Source organism: Gordonia sp. Z-3, from assembly GCF_036233855.1.
GTDB classification, from domain to species: Bacteria; Actinomycetota; Actinomycetes; order Mycobacteriales; family Mycobacteriaceae; genus Gordonia; species Gordonia tangerina.
On record NZ_JAZARS010000020.1, the window covers coordinates 76,824 to 95,370 of the forward strand.

Here is an 18,547-nt window from a genome sequence, read left to right on the forward strand (position 1 = left end):
AAGGGCGTGTAACCTGCTCGCGCCCTCATGGCCTGCGCCGCTATGGTGACCTGCATGACGATGAACGTGGACGCCACCAACCCGGAACTGGTCACCGTGGGGGTGCCCACGCACTGGTACAACCTCGCGGCCGAACTCGAGAAGCCGATCCCGCCGCATCTGCATCCGGGCACCAAGGAGCCGGTGGGCCCCGAGGACCTCGCCGCCCTGTTCCCGGCCGGGTTGATCGCGCAGGAGGTCTCGACCGAGGCATACATCGAGATCCCCGAACCGGTGCGGGAGATCTATCGGATGTGGCGGCCGTCGCCGCTGATCCGCGCCCGCCGCTTCGAGGAGGCGCTGAACACGAAGGCACACATCTACGTGAAGTACGAGGGCGTCAGCCCGGTCGGTAGCCACAAGACCAACTCCGCGGTCGCGCAGGCGTACTACAACAGCGTCGACGGGGTGCAGAAACTGACCACCGAGACCGGCGCCGGGCAGTGGGGCAGTGCGCTCGCCTTCGCGGGCGCCCAGTTCGGTATCGACATCGAGGTGTGGCAGGTCCGCGCGTCCTATGACTCCAAGCCCTACCGCGGTCACCTCATCCGCACCTACGGCGGAACGCTGCATCCCTCGCCGTCGGATCTGACCGAGGCGGGTCGCGCGATGCTGGCCAAGGATCCGAACACCACCGGCAGCCTGGGGATGGCGGTCAGCGAGGCCGTCGAGGTGGCCGCCGCCGATCCGGACACCCGCTACGCGTTGGGTAGTGTGCTCAACCACGTGGTGCTGCACCAGAGCGTTATCGGCGTGGAGGCGGTCGAGCAGCTCAACGCCGTCGAGGAGGGCGCCGACGTCGTGTTCGGATGTGCCGGTGGCGGCTCGAACTTGGCCGGACTCTCGTTCCCCTTCCTGCGGGAGAAGATCCACGGTCGGTCCAACCCGCGCATCGTCGCGGCGGAACCCGCAGCGTGCCCGTCCATCACCCAAGGCGAGTACCGCTACGACCACGGCGACGTCGCCGGCCTGACCCCGCTGCTCAAAATGCACACCCTCGGTATGGATTTCGTGCCGGACCCGATCCATGCCGGTGGCCTGCGTTACCACGGCATGGCGCCTGCGCTCAGTCACACCGTGGAGCTCGGTCTGGTGGAGGGCGTGGCGATCAGCCAGCATGATGCGTTCAGTGCGGGTGTGCAGTTCGCGCGGTCGCAGGGCATCGTGCCTGCACCGGAGTCGACGCATGCGATTGCCGCTTGTGCTGCCCACGTCGCCAACAGCGACAAGGAGGAGGTCGTGGTGATCGGGTTGTCGGGCCACGGTCAGCTCGACCTGCCGGCCTACGCGGAATTCCTCGACGGGAAGTTCTGACGACCTCGTGTGACCGCCGGGAACCGATGCGCACCGTCGGAGTCGACCTCGCAGCGTCCCCGACGCGCACGGCGGTCGCGGTCATCGAGTGGGCCGACGGGACCGCGCGACTCGTAGAGCTGACGATGCCGGCCGACGATGCGCGGATTCGCGAACTCGTCGCGGGCGCCGAACGCATCGGCATCGACGCGCCGTTCGGTTGGCCTGATGCGTTCGTCGATCTCGTTGTGGCACAACATCACGGCAATCTCTCCGCCGGACGTGGGCTCGACGACATCGATCGCCGGCGACCGCTGGCCTATCGTCGGACCGACCGCGCCATCGCCGCAGCGAAGCTCGGCAACCCGCTGAGCGTCTCGGCCGACCAGATCGCTCATGTCGCCTTCCGCTGCGTCGGACTGCTGGCCGACCTGGGCATCGCCGACCGTGTCGACGGCTGGGCGGTGGAGGCGTATCCGGCTGCGGCGCTGAAACACTGGGGGTTGACGCATCGCGGATACAAAGGTGTTGCGCGTCGCGATGTACTCGCGGTGTCGTACGAGTCGCTGGTCGCGCGGGCCCCGTGGTTGGACCTGAGTGGTCACCGTGAGTTGCTCATGTCCGATGACAACGCCTTCGACGCGGTGATCACCGCGCTGATCGCGCGGGCCGCGGCGCTGGGGCGTACTCGGCTCCCGGATGGCGCGGACCTCGAGGTGGCGGCGCGGGAGGGATGGATTCACGTGCCGGAGTGCGCTTTGGGCGAGCTGGCGTGACGAGGTGGGTTCGGGTTGTCTGGTCTCGATACGCTTCCTCGGCTGGCGCCTCGGATGCTACTCGACCAGCAGTGAAGTGCGCTTCGTCGGCTGGTGCCTCGGACGCTACTCGACGAGCAGTGAAGTGCGCTTTGGGCGAGCTGGCGTGACGAGGTGGGTTCGGGTTGCCTGGTCTCGATACGCTTCCTCGGCTGGCGCCTCGGACGCTACTCGACCAGCAGTGAAGTGCGCTTCGTCGGCTGGCGCCTCGGACGCTACTCGACCAGCAGTGGGTTGCGGTGAGGCGACCATCGATGGGTTGCGGCGAGCCGACCCGCGATGGGTTGCGGAGTTCTCGTTGGATGCGACTACCGGAGGTCGAGTCGCATCAGGACTCGCGGGAAGCGGTTGAGGACCGAATCGGTGTCTGCCGCCCACTCGAAACCGCCGTCCTCGAACAACTTCCGCGTTCCCACGTACGCCATCGTGAGATCCACCTTCGCGCCGCGGTTGTCCGCCGGATAGCCCTCGACGGCCGGTGCGCCGTGGTCGCGGGCGAAGCCGACGGCCCCGGCCAACAGTGCGTGGGAGATGCCCTGTTTGCGATGGCCGGGGCGGACCCGGATGCACCACACCGACCACACGTCGAGATCGTCGACGTGGGGGATCTTGCGGTTGCCGGCGAAAGTGGTGTCGGCGCGTGGGGCGACCGCCGCCCACCCGACCACGTCGTCGCCGTCATAGGCGAGCACACCCGGGGCAGGCTTTCTTCGACACAACTTCCGCACGTACTCGCCGCGTTCTTCGCGCGCGAGCTCCTGGTTGAGCTTGTTCGGTATCCGGTAGCTCAGACACCAACACACGTTGGCATCCGGGCGTTTGGGCCCGATGACCGCGCGCACATCGGCGAAACGGGTAGCAGGGCGGACCTCGATGGGCATGGGTTCCACCCTGGTCGGGTCGGGAGCGGAGCGCAAGGCCAGTTGCACAGGGTCGAAGGCGATCTCAGATCGACACCGCCAGCTTTCCGCGCACCTGCCCTTCGGTGAGGTAGTCCATCGCCTTCGCGGCCTCGGACAGCGTGAACGTCCGGTCCAGGGTGGGGCGCAGTGTGCCGGCCTCGACCATCGACCTCAGCACGGCCAGGTCGTCGGCGCTCTCCTTGGCGATGATGCCGACCAACCGGTGCTTGACGAACGGCGACAGCAGCATCGCGCCGAGCTGACGTTGGATGCCGCCCAACAGGTTTCCACCGCCTTCGCCGCCGACGATGACGAGGGTGCCGCGCGAGGTCAGCAGGCGTCGCAGGGCCGAGACTTCTCGATTGCCCGCGATGTCGAGGATGACGTCGAATGGGCCGGCGGAAGCGTCGATGTCGTCGCGGGTGTAGTCGATCACCTGCGCAGCGCCCAACGACCGCACCCATTCGGATTTCGGACCGCTGGCCACGGCCACCACGTCGGCGCCGAACGCCGCGGCGATCTGCACGGCATACGAACCGACACCGCCGGATGCGCCGATCACCAGCACGCGATTCCCCGAGATCACCCGACCCGCGTCACGCACGGCCTGCAGCGCGGTCAGTCCCGACACCGGAAGTACCGCAGCCTCCTCGAAGGAGACGCCGGCGGGCTTGCGACCCAGGCGCTTGACCGGCACCACCGCGTACTCGGCCATCGACCCGCCCGCCGTACCGATCACCTCGTCGCCCACCGACCAGGCGTCTACGTCCGGGCCGACCTCGGCGACGACTCCGGCCAGGTCACGGCCGGGCACCGGCCACCGGGGGCGTCGCAGGCCGAGACCGAGGCGTGCGACGTAGGGCGTGCCCGTCATGAGGTGCCAGGTGCCGCGGTCGAGGCCGGCGGCATGCACCCGCACCAGGACCTCGTCCCGTTTCGGTACGGGTCGATCGACCTCACCCAGGCGCAGACAGTCGCTGGTGCCGTATTCGTGCTGGGTCATGGCCCTCATCGTCGCTCCAAGCTTACGCTGTAAGTCGATGGGTCAACGGTACGGCGTACGCCATAGGAGGGTCAAGGGCTGGTTGCGTGACTGTACGCAGGTGGGCGCGATCAGAGGCCGCATCAGCTGCGGAAGAACTCCAAAAAGTCGGCGTTGATGGTGTCCGCCTCCGTCGTCGGCATTCCGTGCGGGAATCCCGGATAGGTCTTCAGTGTGGCGTTCGGCAAGAACTCCGCGGATCGCACCCCGGCGTCCTGGTAGGGCACGACCTGATCGTCCTCCCCGTGCAACACCAGCACCGGGATCTCGATCTTCTCGAGATCCGGGGTGAAATCGGTCTGCGAGAACGCCACCACCCCGTCGTAGTGCGCTTTCGCACCGCCCATCATGCCCTGGCGCCACCAGTTGGCGATGACGCCCTGTGACGGCTGCGCACCCTCGCGGTTGTATCCGTAGAACGGTCCGGCGGCGAACTCCCAGAAGAAGTCGGCACGACGCTGCGCGACCTGCTGCTGGATATCGTCGAACACTTCCTTCGGCAGTCCGTCGGGGTTGCTGTCGGTCTTGACCATGATCGGGGGCACCGCGCTGATCAGCACCGCTTTGGCGGCGCGGTCGACGCCGTGCCGGGCCAGATAACGTGCGATCTCGCCGCCGCCGGTGGAATGTCCGACGTGAATCGCGTCGCGCAGGTCCAGGTGCTCGACGACGGCACGCATGTCGTCGGCGTAGTGGTCCATGTCGTGGCCGTCGGCGACCTGGGTGGAGCGACCGTGCCCTCGACGGTCATGGGCGACGACCCGATACCCGTGCTCGACGAAGAACATCATCTGTGCATCCCAGTCGTCCGACGACAACGGCCAGCCGTGACTGAACACGACGGGCTGTCCGGAACCCCAGTCCTTGTAGAAGATCTCGACGCCGTCCGAGGTGGTGACCGTGGGCATGGCAGTGCTCCTTCGCGAGAGGTAGTGGTCTTTTGACCAGCGCGTTCAGTGTGCGCCCGCTACGTCCTCCGCGGTCCCACTCGCTGCGCCACAAACACCCCCATTTGCGACCTCCGGATCACCCGGCGACTGCCCGGGTGGATGAGAAGCGTCGCTGGTACTTGCGTGGGGACACCCCGATGCGGGCGACGAAGGCGCGTCGCATGACCTCGGCGCTGCCGTAGCCGGCGGCGTGCGCTGCTGCGCTCACGGTGAACCCGGCGTGCAGTTTGTCGCGGGCGACCGCGAAGCGGGCGTCGGCGATGTAGCCGGCCGGGGTGGTGCCCAACTCCTCGCGAAAGAGTCGGGTCAGTTGTCGCGCGCTGACATTGACGTGTCGGGCGAGACTCGCGACCGTGTGCGGGACATGCAGGTTCGCGTGGATGTGGTCGGTGGCGCGACGTACCAGACCGGTGCGCGGAGCGGGGCCGGCAAGTGACGCGGAGAACTGCGATTGTCCGCCACCTCGTTGCATGTAGACCAGTAGGCCCTGCGCAGTCCGCCGAGCGACCTCGGCACCGTGATCCGCCTCGACGAGGGCCAGACTCAGGTCGATTCCGGCGACCACACCCGCCGAACTGTAGAGGTCACCGTCGCGGACGTAGATCGCGTCGCGGTCCACCCGCACCGCGGGGAAGCGGTGTGCGAGGTCGGCGGTGAACTTCCAGTGCGTCGTCGCCGACCGGCCGTCCAGTAGCCCGGCCTGGGCGAGCACAAACGAACCGGTGCACACCGACGCGAGGCGGCGAGTGCGTCCGGCGAGGTCGGAGACCGCGGCGATCAATTCCGGCGTCACGAACAACGGCGGCGCGATCTCGCTGCCCGCGATCATCACGGTGTCGAACCTTCCCGACCCTGTCACCGCGGCAGTGCTGACGCGCACGCCGATCGACGTCGTCACGTCACCACCCGCCGGAGACATGACGACGACCTCGTAGTCGCCACCGAACTGATTGGCCTCCACGAACACCTCTGCGGGTCCGGAGAAGTCGAGCATCTTCGCGCCGTCGAAGACGACGATCCCGATCCGGCGGTGGGTGCGCGTGCGGGGGAGGACACTCTCCATGAGGCGAATCTATGTCCTCGGTGACGTGGATGTCGTCACGAACGTACTCGTCAGGTTGGGAGTATGAGTGTCCGACAGCCGTGGATCGCCACGTGACGATCGTCGAGATGGCACCACGAGGCGGTCTGCAGGACGAGTCGGTGACGCTGTCGACCGTCGAGAAGCTCGACCTCGTGCGACGCGCGGTGGGTTCGGTGGGCGCACCGTCGAGGTCACGAACTTCTTGCACCCGAAGAAGTGCCGGCGATGGCCGCCGCCGAAGACGTGGTGGCCCGACTGCCGGACGCCGACGGCGTCACCTACAGCGCGCTGATCCTCAACGAACGCGGATTCGACCGAGCGCTCTCCGCCGGCGGCGAGCTGACCAGATCGTTCGTCCCCCTGATATTTGCAGGCCCCCTCTGAACTCGCGGAGGAGTTGGCGATACCCGGGGGACGAGTGATCCACCGGCCGGGCGGGCGGCGGGCCGGCGCGGTTCCGGCAGGTACGCTCGACCCATCATGGACGGAGTCGATGTCATCGTGTCGCACTGGGCGGTCGCGCGTCCCGAACTGGACGTGTCGGCACTGAAGGTGTTCGGCCGACTCCACCGCAGCTTTCTCGTGTACCGGGCGCGGATCGCGACGACATTCGAGGAACACAACATCAGCGAGGCCGGGTTCGACGTACTGGCGTGCCTGCGTCGCGCCGTACCGGATCACCGGTTGACCGCGGGACAGCTCGCCGAGCAGACGCTGGTGACCACCGGCGGTCTGTCACTGCGGGTCAAGCGACTCGAGGATGCCGGCTTGGTGGTGCGATCCAAGGACCCGCACGATGCGCGCGTGGTCTACGTCGAGCTGACCGCGGAGGGCTCGGCGCTGGTCGATCGCGTCGCCGACGAACACTTCGCCAAGCTGCAGACGATGCTCGGCGAACTGTCGACAGACGACGCCGCAGCGTTGGCCCGTCTGCTCGGGCAACTCGAACTCTCGTCCCGTGCGGCAGTCCTCGGTGACGGCCTGGATCCCGGTGAATCCGACCCGATCACCGTCGGCTGACGAAAAATTCTCAACCAATTTCGCGGAGCACGTGACCGCCGACACATGCAGTGTGACCTGCATCTCTAGCATTTCCACGGTGTAAATCGCCCGTTACAAACGCTTGTCCTGCGGCTTCCGCCCTTGACCTCTTTGCGCTAAGGCTTTAGAAATGTCTTAGCGCAAAGATATCTAGTCAAGCGCGCAGCCCCGAACAGTCAGTGGAACGGACCGAAGCATGTCGCTCCTCGCGAACACCTCAGCAGTCGCGGACCCCGCCGCAATCGGCGCCGACCCCGCCGATCTCGTGGACCGGATTCACGTTGCGGGCCGATGGGAGATCGGTACCGGCGAGAAGATCGAATCGATCGATCCGGCAACCGGGCGAGTGTTCGCGACCTTGCACGGCGCAACCGTCGACACCGTGGACACCGCAGTGCGCGAGGGTCTTTCGGCCGCCCGGGCCAGTGGGTGGGCGACCATGCTGCCGCACGAACGCGCCGCTGTGTTGCACCGGATCGGCAACGCGATCGACACAGCGCGCGACCGCATCGCCGCCCTGCAGACACTCGACACCGGCAAGACCCTCACCGAGACCCGGGCGCTGGCCGCCAGCGCCGCCAACACCTTTCGCTACATGGCCGCCGCCCTGGAGACCATGGACGGCACACTGACCACCCCGCGCGGCCCGTGGATCACGATGTCGACCCACCGTCCGATGGGCGTGGTGGGTGCCATCACCCCGTGGAACTCGCCGATCGCCTCGGACGCACAGAAGCTCGCGCCGGCACTGGCCGCGGGAAACGCCGTGGTGAGCAAGCCGCCGGTGTGGGCACCGTGGGTGACCCTGCTCCTGGCGCGGCTGTGCGAGGAGGCCGGCCTGCCTCGCGGCGTGCTGTCGGTGCTGCCCGGGCCCGGCCGCACCGTCGGCGAGGCGCTGGTGCGTCATCGGTTGATCAGCAAGATCAGCTTCACCGGCGGCACCACCACCGGCCGTCACCTCGCGCACGTGGCCGCCGACAAGCTCATGCCCATCACGCTCGAACTCGGGGGGAAGTCGCCGACGATCGTCTTCGACGATGCCGACATCGAACGTGCCCTGCAGGGTGTGCTGTTCGGCATCTTCTCCTCCAGCGGCCAGAGCTGCATCGCCGGATCGCGGGTATTTGTGCACCGCAGCATCTTCGACACCTTCACCGACGAACTCGTCGTCCGCGCCGAACGATTGCGACTGGGCGAGGGCACCGACCCTGCCACCGACGTCGCGCCCATGATCTCTCGATCGCATCGTGACTCGGTGGCGGCCATGGTCGACGACGCCGTGGCCGCCGGAGCCCAGGTGCGTTGCGGCGGAGCAATTCCCGACGATCCTCGACTCGATAACGGAAACTACTATCCGCCGACCATCCTCACCGGCGTCACCAACGGCGACATGATCTGCCGCGAGGAGATCTTCGGGCCGGTCGCGGTGGTGATCCCGTTCGACGACGAGGCCGACGTGATCGCCCAGGCCAACGACACCGACTACGGACTCGCCTGCGGCATCTGGACCGACGACTACCGCCGCGCCATGCGCATCGGGGAGGCGATCGACGCCGGCACCGTCTGGGTCAACACCTACAAACAGTTCTCCATCTCCACGCCCTTCACCGGCCTGCGCGACAGCGGACTGGGCACCGAGAAGGGACGCGACGCGGTCCGCCAGTACTGCGATCAGAAGAGCATCTACCTCGATCGCAGCGACGACCCCATCGCCTGGGGCGTACCCCGATGACCCGACACCCACCACAAGAGAGGAAACGCATGTCCACCCCTGTCGACACCGCGACCCAATCCGCCCACCCCTACAGCCCCGCCTACGCCGCTGCCGGCTTCGGATTCGTCTCCGGCGCTTTGTCCGTCGACGAGCATGGGCACGCCGTCGCGGGTGTGGAGCCCGCGCTCGACGCGGCCATCGCCCGACTCACCGAACGCCTCGCGACCATCGACATGAGCCTGGGCGACGTCGTGAAGACCACTTATTTCGTCACCGACGTGACGCTGCGGGACGCCGCCAACCGCCACTACGAGAAGGTCTTCGCCGCACCTCGACCGGCCCGCTCGTTCGTGGAGGTCGCCGCACTCCCGTATGGCGCGACGGTCGAGATCGAAGCCGTCGCGCACGTCGCCTGAACCCCCAACGCACGCACCCACCGAGAGGACACATCATGACCGCACCCGAGAAGACCACCGTCGACCTCGAGGCCCAGATCGACGCCGCCATCGCCAGCCGCGACACCCGCCACGAGGACTGGGACACCCTGGGATTCCAGGCGGCCGCAGGCGGTGACCGGTTCAAGCGGGCCCAGATCCGCTACATCGGTTCCGGAGCCACCGGCAACCACGACGGCGACAACCGCACCCTGCCCTCGGAACACTTCACCTTCTCCAACATGCGCCTGCCCGCCGGCGCCGTCGGCCCCGAGCACACCCACCACGACGTCGAAGAGGTGTTCTTCGTCCTCGAGGGTGAACTCGAGGTGGCCGTGCACGATGTGGAAGACGGCACCAAGAAGGCGGTACGCCGCCTCGGCTATCGCGATCTCATCCGCGTCCCCGCCGGCGTCCCGCGCAGCCTCGCCAACGTCGGCGACACCGACGCGCTGTTCTGCGTGATCATCGGCGCCAAGAAGCCCGAACTGCCCACCTATCCGCCGAGCTCGGAGATGTACGGCGTCACGCGCTGACCCGTTCGCACCGACCGAATTCATCGAGAAGGATCACCGATGAGCGCAGGAAACTCCAGAGTTCTTAGCGTCCAGCAGAAGACGTGGGAAGCCGCCGGCATCACCAGCGTCAGCCTCGTCGACCCGACGGGCGCTCCGCTGCCGACCTGGGAGCCGGGCGCACACATCGCCCTGCACCTACCCGGCGGCCTGGTCCGCGAGTACTCCCTCTGCTCGGACCCGCAGGACAGCACCCGCTGGACCGTCGCGGTGCTGCGTGCCGAACAGTCCCGGGGCGGTAGCACGGTGGTTCACGACCGATTGTCGGTCGGTGCGGAGATCGAGGTGGAGGGCCCGCGCAACGCATTCGCCCTCGACCCGGACGCCGACGAGCACATCCTGGTGGCCGGTGGGGTAGGCATCACCCCGATCGTCGCGATGATGCGCCACCTCCACCGTGACGGCTACGCGTGGCGGATGCTGTATGCCGGACGTTCCCGGCGCACCATGGCCTTCGTCGACGAAGTGGCCGCCCACGGCACAGCCACCATCCACGCCGACGACGAGACCGGCGGACTGCCCGACCTGGCGACTGCAGTCGCCACCGCGAAACCCGGTGCGGTCGTGTACTGCTGCGGACCGGCACCGCTGCTCGACGCGGTCGCCTGCCACGTACCGGACGGCGTCACCCTGCGCACCGAACGGTTCGCGGCTCCCGCCGCCGCGGCGCCGTCGGGCGACGACACCGCGTTCGACGTGGTGCTCGACCGCAGTGGGCAGCGCATCCCGGTCGGCCCCGACATCTCCGTGCTCGACGCCCTGCTCGACGCCGGCGTCGACGTACCGAGTTCGTGCACCGAAGGCATCTGCGGCACCTGCGAGGTCGGCGTCGTCAAGGGCGACGTCGACCACCGCGACTTCTTGCTCAGCGAATCCGAGCACGCCGCCAACACCACCATGTTCCCGTGCGTGTCCCGTTGCCGCTCGGCCGAACTCGTCCTCGACATCTAGAAGGAACATCGTGCTCTACTCACTGATGCCCGCTCTCACCGCAGCACCGGTCTGTCGACTGCGCAGCCTGCGGTCGGTGGCACTGGCCGTACCAGACCCCGCGGCGTCGGGCGCGTTCTATCACGAGGTGTGGGGGCTGACCACCGTCGAGGAGGACGGCGACCGGTTCTGGCTGCGCGCCACCGGCACCGAACATCATGTGCTCGACCTCCGCGCCGGTGACGTGAATGGCCTCGGCGGCATCAGTTTCGCCGTCGCCACACCCCGCGAGGTCGACGACGCCGCCCGCGCACTCGAACAGCTCGGTGTGCCGCTTCTGCGCGAGCCCGGGCTGCTCGACGATGCCGGCGGCGGCTACGGCCTGCAACTGGTGGATCCGGAGGGGCGCGTTGTCGAACTGTCCGCCGACACCTTCGCGGTGTCCGCACAGGAGCCCGCCGGACGTCGCGCCGTCCCCCGCAAGATCGCCCACGTGGTGCTCAACACCACCGACATCGAGCGCACCGCCCGCTTCTACACGCAGGTCCTCGGCATGCGCGTCTCCGACTGGTCCGAACGTCAGATGGCGTTCCTGCGTTGCAACTCCGACCACCACGTCATCGCGCTCAACCAGGCGCCCTGGCCGTCGATCAACCACGTCGCCTACGAGATGACCTCGCTGGATCACTTCATGCGCGGCATCGGCAGCCTCAAAGCCCACGGCATCGCCCCACAATGGGGACCCGGGCGGCACGGACCCGGCGACAACACCTTCTCCTACTTCACCGACCCGGCCGGACTGGTGTGCGAATACACCTCCGAGGTCGCCCAGATCGACGAGGACGCATGGCTGTGCCGTACCTGGCGTCGCACCCCCGAACTGTCGGACACCTGGGGCACCGCCGGCCCGCCCACCAGCACCATCCGCTCGGCGATGGCCGGGGTGCCCGACCTGGGTGCGCGGGCGCTGGTTACCCCGGACGACGCCGACTACTTCTACGGCGCATCCGAGATGGCAGGTGTCTCATGAGCACCGCCGCCGTCGCCACGTCGATTCGCGACCGCCTGCACGTGGTGGAACATGCCACCCACCGCGAGATCCGGTGCGCCCACACCGTGGTGATGCTGCACGGCATCGGCGGCTCGGCCGCATCCTGTGCGCCCCTGGCCGATCGGCTGGCCGCCGCCGGGATCTCAGCGTGGTGCGTGGACGCACCGGGCTACGGGGCATCGCCCGATCCATCCCCGACCACCGATGTCGTCGCCGACGTCATCGACCTGATCGACAGCATCACCCCCGACGCGCCCGTCGTGCTGCTCGGAACTTCGTGGGGCGGAGTGATCGCCATGTCCGCCGCGCTGCGCCGACCCGACCGGATCGCCGCCCTCGTGATCGCCGACAGCACCCGCGGATCCGGCACCACCAGCACCAAAGCCGCCGCCATGCGGGACCGTATCGTTGAACTGGCCGAACGCGGCGCCGACGCGGTCGCCACCGCACGCGCCCACCGACTCACGGCACCCACCGCAGACCCGACCGTGGCGGCCTCGGTACGCCGGTCGATGGCCGACGTCCGCCAACCCGGCTTCACCGCCGCCGCGGAGTTCATGGCCGCAACCGACCTCGGACCCGAACTGACGCGGATCGACTGCCCGACACTGGTACTGGTCGGCGCACACGACACGATCACCGGTGTCGACGAATCACGTCTGCTCGCCGACACCATTCCCGGCGCCGAACTGCATGTCCTCGCCGACGCCGGGCACGTGGCCATCCAGGAACGCCCGGATGCAGCAGCCGACCTCGTCGCCGACTTCGTGCGGGGCCTGTCATGAGCGCCGGGACGGTGGTCGTGACCGGTGGCGGACGCGGGCTGGGACGCAGCATCGCCGGACGCTGCTGCCGCGAGGGTCATCGTGTCGTGATCGCCGAACGCGACGCGCAGACCGCCAACAGCGCCGAGAGCGATCTGCGCGCAGCCGGATTCGACGTATCTGCGGTTGTCACCGACATCGCCGACGTCGCTTCGGTGCGTGCGCTGGCCGATCGTCTCGACCGCGACGGCGACCGGCTCGTCGGTCTGGTCAACAACGCCGCGATCGCCGACGGTGTCGGCGGTGCAACGTTCTTCGAGCTCGCCGACGACGAGTTCGGACGGCTGACCGACGTGAACGTCCGCGGCACCTGGTTGGTCACCAAATACCTGTGGCCGCAGCTGTCGGCAGCACAGGGTGCGGTGGTCAACATCGCCTCCGATGTCGCCATGTACGGCTCGCCGCGCCTGGTGCACTACGTGTCGTCGAAGGCGGCGGTGATCGGGATGACCCGGTCGATGGCCCGCGACGCCGGCCCCCACGGTGTGCGCGTCAACGCGGTGGCCCCCGGGCTCACGCGTGTCGAGGCCACTGAGACCGTGCCCGATGAGCGCTACCGCACCTACGCCGACGGCCGAGCTCTGACCCGGGAACAGACTCCCGACGACGTCGCCGGGGTCGTGAGGTTCCTGCTCTCCGACGACGCCGCCTTCGTCACCGGGCAGACCATCGTGGTCGACGGCGGATTCATCTTCCGCTGAACAACATTGCGACCCAGATCACCGACCACCCGACCAGCACACCACCAGACGATCACACCGACAGACGAGGGAGAAGCCATGGATCTGCAGCTCGCCGGCCGCAGCATTCTGATCACCGGAGCGAGCTCCGGGATCGGTTTGGCCACTGCGCGCATGCTCGCCGACGAGGGAGCCCGTCTGGCGCTGTGTGCTCGCGACGAACAGCGACTGCGCGAGGCCACCGCCGACATCGCCGCACGCACCGAGGTGGTCTACGCGGCGTGCGACGTCACCGACCGCGGCTCCGTTGACCGGTTCGTGGCGGCCGCCGTCGCGGAGTTCGGTGGCATCGATGGGGTGGTGTGCAACGCGGGCCGGTCGCTGATGCGCACCCTCGACGACACCACCGACGACGAGATCCGCGACGAGTTCGACCTCAAGATCTTCGGTGCGCTGCACGTCATCCGGTCTGCACGCAAGGCTCTCGCGACGTCGGATGCCGGGTCGGTGGTCGTGATCAACGCGATCCTGTCCCGGCAACCAGAACTGCGCCTGGCCGCCACCGCCGCCGCCCGGGCGGGCTTGCTCAACCTGTCCCGCTCGCTCGCCGGCGACCTCGCCGGCGACGGCATCCGGGTCAACTCGGTGTTGCTCGGCCTCATCGACACCGGGCAGTGGCAGCGCCGATTCGCCGAGGGTGACACCACCGCCGACTTCGCCGAATGGAGCGCGGAGATCGCCCAGGATCGCGGGATCGCGTTGGGTCGCTTCGGTACCGCCGAGGAGCTCGCCTTCCCGGTGACCACCCTGCTCTCACCCCGCAACAGTTACATGACCGGCGCCGCCCTCGAGGTCGGCGGCGGCGTCCACCGCTACGTCTGACCGTCCGCCGCCCAGGAGAACACCATGACAGACCAGCCCACCAGCCACCGCGCCACCGGCGGCGACGTCCTCGTCGACGTGATGCGCCGCCACGGCATCACCCATGCCTTCGGCGTCGTCAGCATCCACAACCTACCGCTCGTCGAAGCGGTCGACCGCGACCTCACCTTCGTGGAGATGCGGCACGAAGCGGCCGCGGTCAACGCCGCCGACGCTTTCGCCCGCGCCTCGGGTGGTATCGGAATCGCTCTGACCAGCACGGGAACCGGTGCCGGCAACGCAGCCGGGTCGATGGTCGAGGCCCTCACCGCCGGCAGTCGCGTTCTGCACATCACCGGGCAGATCGAGAGCGAACATCTCACGCCGGGACGGCCCGAGGTCAGCCGCGGTGTCATCCACGAGTTCCCCCGTCAGCCGCAACTGCTGGACGCGATCTCCGCCCATGCTGCGACGATCACCGACGCCAAGGACGTCGCTGCCGAACTCGAGGCGGCGATCGCACGGATCCGCACGGCGCCGTCGGGACCGGCGAGCATCGAATGGCCGTCCGATCTGCAGTATCTCGCCACACCGGACATGCAGCGGCCCAGCGACATTCACGCCGCCGAGGCCGTGCGCCCCGACGAGGACGCCGTTGCCCGGGCCGCCGAACTGTTGCGTACGGCGCGATCGCCCCTGATCTGGCTGGGCGGCGGCGCTGCCGGCGCCGGCGACCAGATCGCGCGCCTCGCACAGCGGCTCGGCGCAGGCATCCTCACCAGCAACAGCGGTCGCGGCATCGTGACCGAAGACGATCCGTTGGTGATCGGCAACTTCGCGACCACCCCCGCGGTGCGGGAACTGATCGGCGATGCCGACGTCCTGCTCGCCGTCGGAACGCATTTCCGCTCCAACGAGACCGCTTCCTACAGTTTGGAACTGCCGCGGCGACTGATTCAGATCGACATCGAACCGGCTACCGTCGGCCGAGTGTATCCGGCCGAGGTCGGGATCGTCGGCGACGCCGACCTGTCCGTCCGAGCGCTGGCCGAGAATCTCGCGGACATCCGCCCGTCTGAGTCCTGGACCGAGCGGGTCACCGCCGTACGAGAGCGTGTGCGTGCCGACCTCACCGGCTACGTCGGGGGATACGCCGAGATCTGTGACGCGATTCGCGCGGCGTTGCCGCGCGAGTCGGTGATCGCTCGCGACGTCACCATCCCCTCGAGTCAGTGGGGCAACCGGCTGCTGTCGATCCACGACCGCGCCACCAACGTCTTCCCCCTCGGCGGCGGCATCGGTCAAGGGCTCGCGATGGGTATCGGCGCCGCCCACGCCCGGCCTGACGTGCCGACACTGGTCATCGCCGGCGATGGTGGCCTGGCCGTGCACCTCGGCGAACTGGCCTCGCTCGCCGGGTCCGGCGCACACGTCGTCGTGCTGGTCTTCAATGACGGTGGATACGGAGTCTTACGGAACATGCAGGAGAAAAACGGTTTCCGACGCTCCGGTGTCGACCTGCACACGCCGCGGTTCGACCTGCTGGCCGCCTCCATGGACCTCCCGTACCGGTTGGTCCAGGGGCCCGGCGTCATCGCCGCCGCCCTCGACGACGCCATCGCCCACCGCGGACCGTCGCTCATCGAGATCGATGTCGAGGCGGTCCATCCCACGCCCGGCCCGTTCGTTCCGCCGGTCCACGTCCCGGAGGCGCGGCCATGATCGCGGCACAGCGCTGGTGGACAGACGGCGCACAAGCCGCCGTCGAAGGCGGCGAACCCACCCACGTGTTCGCCGACGATGCCGACGTGGCCGACGCCATCCGGCTGGCCGTCGCCCACCCGGACACCGTCCTGAGCCTCATCCTCGCCGAACCCGCCACTGTCACCGACGATGTCGCGGCATTACTGCCCGAGATCGAGGTACCCACCCTCGTCCTGGCATCGGCGCCGAAGGCCGATGCCGATCTCACTGTCGCCCAACAGCTCGCCGGCGAGATCGACAACGGCGTCTTCGTCGTCATCGACGGGGCCCCGAAACCGGTGCAGACCCAACGGCGGGAGTCCTTCGCCGAGTGGACCTCGTCGTTCGTCGCCATCGCCGAAGGTCTCGCCGCACGCGACGGCAAACTACTGACCCCACCCACCCCACTGATCGAACCCACCCCACTGATCGAAGGAGCACTCCGATGATCACTCGCCCAGCCCGCGAGCCCTATCTCGAAGTCCACCAAACCCATCCGGACGCCATCACACCGTACGAGCGCAAGCTCGCCGGATCGCTCACCGAGATCTTCACCGCCGGTGCCGCGACGCTGACCGAGGTCGTCGACGGCCTCAACACCCTGGGACTGCACGGACCCGACGGCGGCCCCTGGACCGAAGAGAACTTCCGCGCCGAGATGCGTCGATTGGGGAACTGACATGACCACCACCGAATCCGCCACCGCACCAACAGCCACGGCCACCACGCGCGCCGCTCGCGGCCGCCCGACCTTCGCCGTCGGCACCCGCCGCCACCTCGACGCCGACGAGATCGCCGCCACCGGCCTGCGGAACCGCTGGTATCCGATCCTCCCATCGCACATGGTCGACGCGGGAGCCACCGTCCCGGTCCGGCGACTCGAGGTCGACTGGGTGCTGTTCCGCGACGCCCGTGGCGTGGTGCACATGCTCGAGGACCGTTGCCCGCACCGCAGCGCACCGCTGTCGGTGGGCCAGCATCTCGGCGACCGCATCGCGTGCGCCTACCACGGCGTGCAGGTGGACGGCGACGGCACGGTCGTCTCGGTGCCGGGCATGCCCGGCTGCGCCCTCGAAGGCCGACGAGCGACCGTGTCGCTCAAGGTGGTCGAGGCCGCCGACACCATCTTCGCCTACATTCCGCTCACCGCCGAGTCGGTGCCGACGCCGTTCGTGCTGCCCGACCGGCTCAGCGACCCCGAGGTCAGTTGGTTCCCCAACTACGCCGAATGGGGCGGCCCGTGGCGGTTCTACATGGACAACGTGCTCGACCCGATGCACGGCGCCTTCCTGCACCGCAACTCGCACTCGATGTTCGGCGGCGACACCTCGGCCCGATTCCGCATCCGCGAGACCGACCGCGGCTTCTTCTTCGAGAAGACCGATCAGCGTGGCGTCAACTTCGACTGGGTCGAGTTCGTCCGCGGCTCGATGGATTACGTCGACCTGGAGATCCCGTACGGCCCCGGCGCAGGTCCGGGCGGTGTGTTCGGCATCGTCGGAATGAGCACTCCCATCGATCGCGAGTCGTCGGCGATCTTCCACTGGCGCACCCGCCGGGTGAGCGGCTGGGAACGCGAGACCTGGCGGTTCCTGTTCCGCACCACTTTGGAGGCCAAGCACTGGGAGGTCCTCGAACAGGATCGTGAGGTACTCGAGGCACTCGCCGACGACGCCGACCGCGAAGAGCACCTGTACCAGCACGACCTCGGGGTGTCCCGTATCCGGCGCATCTACCGGGCCGACGCCGTCGCCCAGGCCGAGATTCTCGCGAAGGCGAACGCATGAGCGGCGACGACACGATGCTGTTGACGGTGATCCTGCGCCACGACCAGTCGCAGAACCTGGAACAGCTCCAGGGCCGACTCGACGATGCCGACTGGTGGCACGGATTTCCGCCCGAGGGCTGCGACATCGTGTCCTGGGTGGTCGCGATGGGCATCGGGCAGATCGTCACGCTGCGATTGCCGGCCCACCGGCTGCCCGCGGTGAACGTCGAACTGGAACGCCGTGCGTGGGGCACCTTCACCACCGACTTCCACCCGACCTACGACTTCCTCCCGGTCCGCGAACGGCTGACCCGCGAATCCGACGAACGCCGGCGGGGGAGCGCAGCATGACCCGCATCGGACATCCCGCGGTGGCCGAGCCACCACGACCGGACATGTTCAGCAATGCCCGCATCGTCGGCGACCAGTTCTTCCTGTCCGGGATGCACGCCGGCAGCCCGGACGGCGTGGTCGGCGGCGCCGACACCTACGCGCAGGCGGTCGAGACGTTCCGGCGCGTGCGTGACCTCACCGAAGCGTGCGGCGCCACCGTCGACGACATCGTCGTCCTGCGGATCTACCTCACCGACATCGCCGACAAATCCGCCGTCGGACGTGCCCGGAGCACGGTGTTCTCCGGCGACTTCCCGTGCTCGACCCTCGTCGAGGTGTCGGCACTGGTGGAACCAGGCCTCAGAGTCGAGGTCGAAGCCCAGGGATTCCTCCCGACCGCCGCATCTGCGGCGCATTAGAATCACTCACACGGCGTCAGCCCACGCCGTCGACCCCGAGGACGCCATC

General features: G+C 68.2%; 22 protein-coding genes. 18 read left to right on the plus strand and 4 right to left on the minus strand.

Annotated elements, in window-relative coordinates:
- Window positions 1-54 precede the first annotated feature (54 nt).
- A complete protein-coding gene (locus VX037_RS20575) occupies window positions 55-1,353 on the plus strand; it encodes a TrpB-like pyridoxal phosphate-dependent enzyme (RefSeq protein ID WP_328715700.1) in 1,299 nt (432 codons plus the stop codon).
- Between the two features lie 26 nt (window positions 1,354-1,379).
- The gene (locus tag VX037_RS20580; protein WP_328715702.1) at window positions 1,380-2,108 is read left to right on the plus strand and encodes a DUF429 domain-containing protein; all 729 of its coding nucleotides are present in this window, start codon (window positions 1,380-1,382) and stop codon (window positions 2,106-2,108) included.
- A gap of 347 nt (window positions 2,109-2,455) precedes the next feature.
- On the opposite strand, the gene VX037_RS20585 is transcribed toward VX037_RS20580, so the two are convergent.
- The 4 genes from VX037_RS20585 to VX037_RS20600 all read right to left on the minus strand — a co-directional run bounded on the left by VX037_RS20585 (window position 2,456) and on the right by VX037_RS20600 (window position 6,104).
- Window positions 2,456-3,028 carry a GNAT family N-acetyltransferase gene (locus VX037_RS20585; RefSeq protein WP_328715704.1) on the minus strand — a complete coding sequence of 191 codons (573 nt, stop codon included), beginning with the start codon at window positions 3,026-3,028 and terminating at the stop codon, window positions 2,456-2,458.
- A 64-nt stretch (window positions 3,029-3,092) separates the two neighbouring features.
- Entirely contained in the window at window positions 3,093-4,052 is a 960-nt protein-coding gene (locus VX037_RS20590; RefSeq protein ID WP_308203682.1) for an NAD(P)-dependent alcohol dehydrogenase, read from the minus strand.
- 122 nt (window positions 4,053-4,174) lie between these two features.
- Complete coding sequence (locus VX037_RS20595; RefSeq protein ID WP_328715705.1) at window positions 4,175-4,999, minus strand: alpha/beta fold hydrolase; 825 nt, start codon at window positions 4,997-4,999, stop codon at window positions 4,175-4,177.
- 118 nt (window positions 5,000-5,117) lie between these two features.
- Window positions 5,118-6,104: a GlxA family transcriptional regulator gene (locus VX037_RS20600; RefSeq protein ID WP_328715707.1), complete on the minus strand. Its 987-nt coding sequence runs from the start codon at window positions 6,102-6,104 to the stop codon at window positions 5,118-5,120.
- Window positions 6,105-6,350: 246 nt separating this feature from the next.
- On the opposite strand from VX037_RS20600, the gene VX037_RS20605 reads away from it, so the two are divergent.
- The 16 genes from VX037_RS20605 (at window position 6,351) to VX037_RS20680 (ending at window position 18,498) form a co-directional block, all read left to right on the plus strand.
- Complete coding sequence (locus VX037_RS20605) at window positions 6,351-6,509, plus strand: hypothetical protein (protein WP_328715709.1); 159 nt, start codon at window positions 6,351-6,353, stop codon at window positions 6,507-6,509.
- A 96-nt stretch (window positions 6,510-6,605) separates the two neighbouring features.
- Window positions 6,606-7,145: a MarR family winged helix-turn-helix transcriptional regulator gene (locus VX037_RS20610; protein WP_328715711.1), complete on the plus strand. Its 540-nt coding sequence runs from the start codon at window positions 6,606-6,608 to the stop codon at window positions 7,143-7,145.
- 217 nt (window positions 7,146-7,362) lie between these two features.
- Window positions 7,363-8,898 carry an aldehyde dehydrogenase gene (locus tag VX037_RS20615; RefSeq protein WP_328715713.1) on the plus strand — a complete coding sequence of 512 codons (1,536 nt, stop codon included), beginning with the start codon at window positions 7,363-7,365 and terminating at the stop codon, window positions 8,896-8,898.
- A gap of 29 nt (window positions 8,899-8,927) precedes the next feature.
- Window positions 8,928-9,296 (plus strand): RidA family protein, encoded by a 369-nt coding sequence (locus tag VX037_RS20620; protein WP_328715714.1) that lies wholly within the window; start codon window positions 8,928-8,930, stop codon window positions 9,294-9,296.
- 35 nt (window positions 9,297-9,331) lie between these two features.
- On the plus strand, window positions 9,332-9,850 hold the full coding sequence (locus VX037_RS20625; protein ID WP_328715717.1) for a cupin domain-containing protein: 519 nt from the start codon (window positions 9,332-9,334) through the stop codon (window positions 9,848-9,850).
- 39 nt (window positions 9,851-9,889) lie between these two features.
- Window positions 9,890-10,840, plus strand: a complete 951-nt coding sequence (locus tag VX037_RS20630; protein ID WP_328715719.1) for a PDR/VanB family oxidoreductase — start codon at window positions 9,890-9,892, stop codon at window positions 10,838-10,840.
- Window positions 10,841-10,865: 25 nt separating this feature from the next.
- Window positions 10,866-11,849, plus strand: a complete 984-nt coding sequence (locus VX037_RS20635; RefSeq protein WP_442903724.1) for a VOC family protein — start codon at window positions 10,866-10,868, stop codon at window positions 11,847-11,849.
- Complete coding sequence (locus VX037_RS20640; RefSeq protein WP_328715723.1) at window positions 11,846-12,655, plus strand: alpha/beta fold hydrolase; 810 nt, start codon at window positions 11,846-11,848, stop codon at window positions 12,653-12,655. The genes VX037_RS20635 and VX037_RS20640 overlap by 4 nt, the downstream gene beginning before the upstream one ends.
- Window positions 12,652-13,395 carry an SDR family oxidoreductase gene (locus tag VX037_RS20645; protein WP_328715725.1) on the plus strand — a complete coding sequence of 248 codons (744 nt, stop codon included), beginning with the start codon at window positions 12,652-12,654 and terminating at the stop codon, window positions 13,393-13,395. The genes VX037_RS20640 and VX037_RS20645 overlap by 4 nt, the downstream gene beginning before the upstream one ends.
- A 78-nt stretch (window positions 13,396-13,473) precedes the next feature.
- Complete coding sequence (locus VX037_RS20650; protein ID WP_328715727.1) at window positions 13,474-14,256, plus strand: SDR family oxidoreductase; 783 nt, start codon at window positions 13,474-13,476, stop codon at window positions 14,254-14,256.
- 24 nt (window positions 14,257-14,280) lie between these two features.
- Entirely contained in the window at window positions 14,281-15,957 is a 1,677-nt protein-coding gene (locus VX037_RS20655; protein ID WP_328715728.1) for a thiamine pyrophosphate-binding protein, read from the plus strand.
- Window positions 15,954-16,427 (plus strand): alpha/beta fold hydrolase, encoded by a 474-nt coding sequence (locus VX037_RS20660; protein ID WP_328715729.1) that lies wholly within the window; start codon window positions 15,954-15,956, stop codon window positions 16,425-16,427. Before VX037_RS20655 ends, VX037_RS20660 begins: the two co-directional genes overlap by 4 nt.
- Window positions 16,424-16,657, plus strand: a complete 234-nt coding sequence (locus VX037_RS20665; RefSeq protein ID WP_328715730.1) for a recombinase-like helix-turn-helix domain-containing protein — start codon at window positions 16,424-16,426, stop codon at window positions 16,655-16,657. Before VX037_RS20660 ends, VX037_RS20665 begins: the two co-directional genes overlap by 4 nt.
- A gap of 1 nt (window position 16,658) precedes the next feature.
- Entirely contained in the window at window positions 16,659-17,765 is a 1,107-nt protein-coding gene (locus VX037_RS20670; protein ID WP_328715732.1) for a Rieske 2Fe-2S domain-containing protein, read from the plus strand.
- The gene (locus VX037_RS20675) at window positions 17,762-18,097 is read left to right on the plus strand and encodes a hypothetical protein (RefSeq protein ID WP_328715734.1); all 336 of its coding nucleotides are present in this window, start codon (window positions 17,762-17,764) and stop codon (window positions 18,095-18,097) included. The genes VX037_RS20670 and VX037_RS20675 overlap by 4 nt, the downstream gene beginning before the upstream one ends.
- Entirely contained in the window at window positions 18,094-18,498 is a 405-nt protein-coding gene (locus VX037_RS20680; protein ID WP_328715735.1) for a RidA family protein, read from the plus strand. Before VX037_RS20675 ends, VX037_RS20680 begins: the two co-directional genes overlap by 4 nt.
- Window positions 18,499-18,547 lie beyond the last annotated feature (49 nt).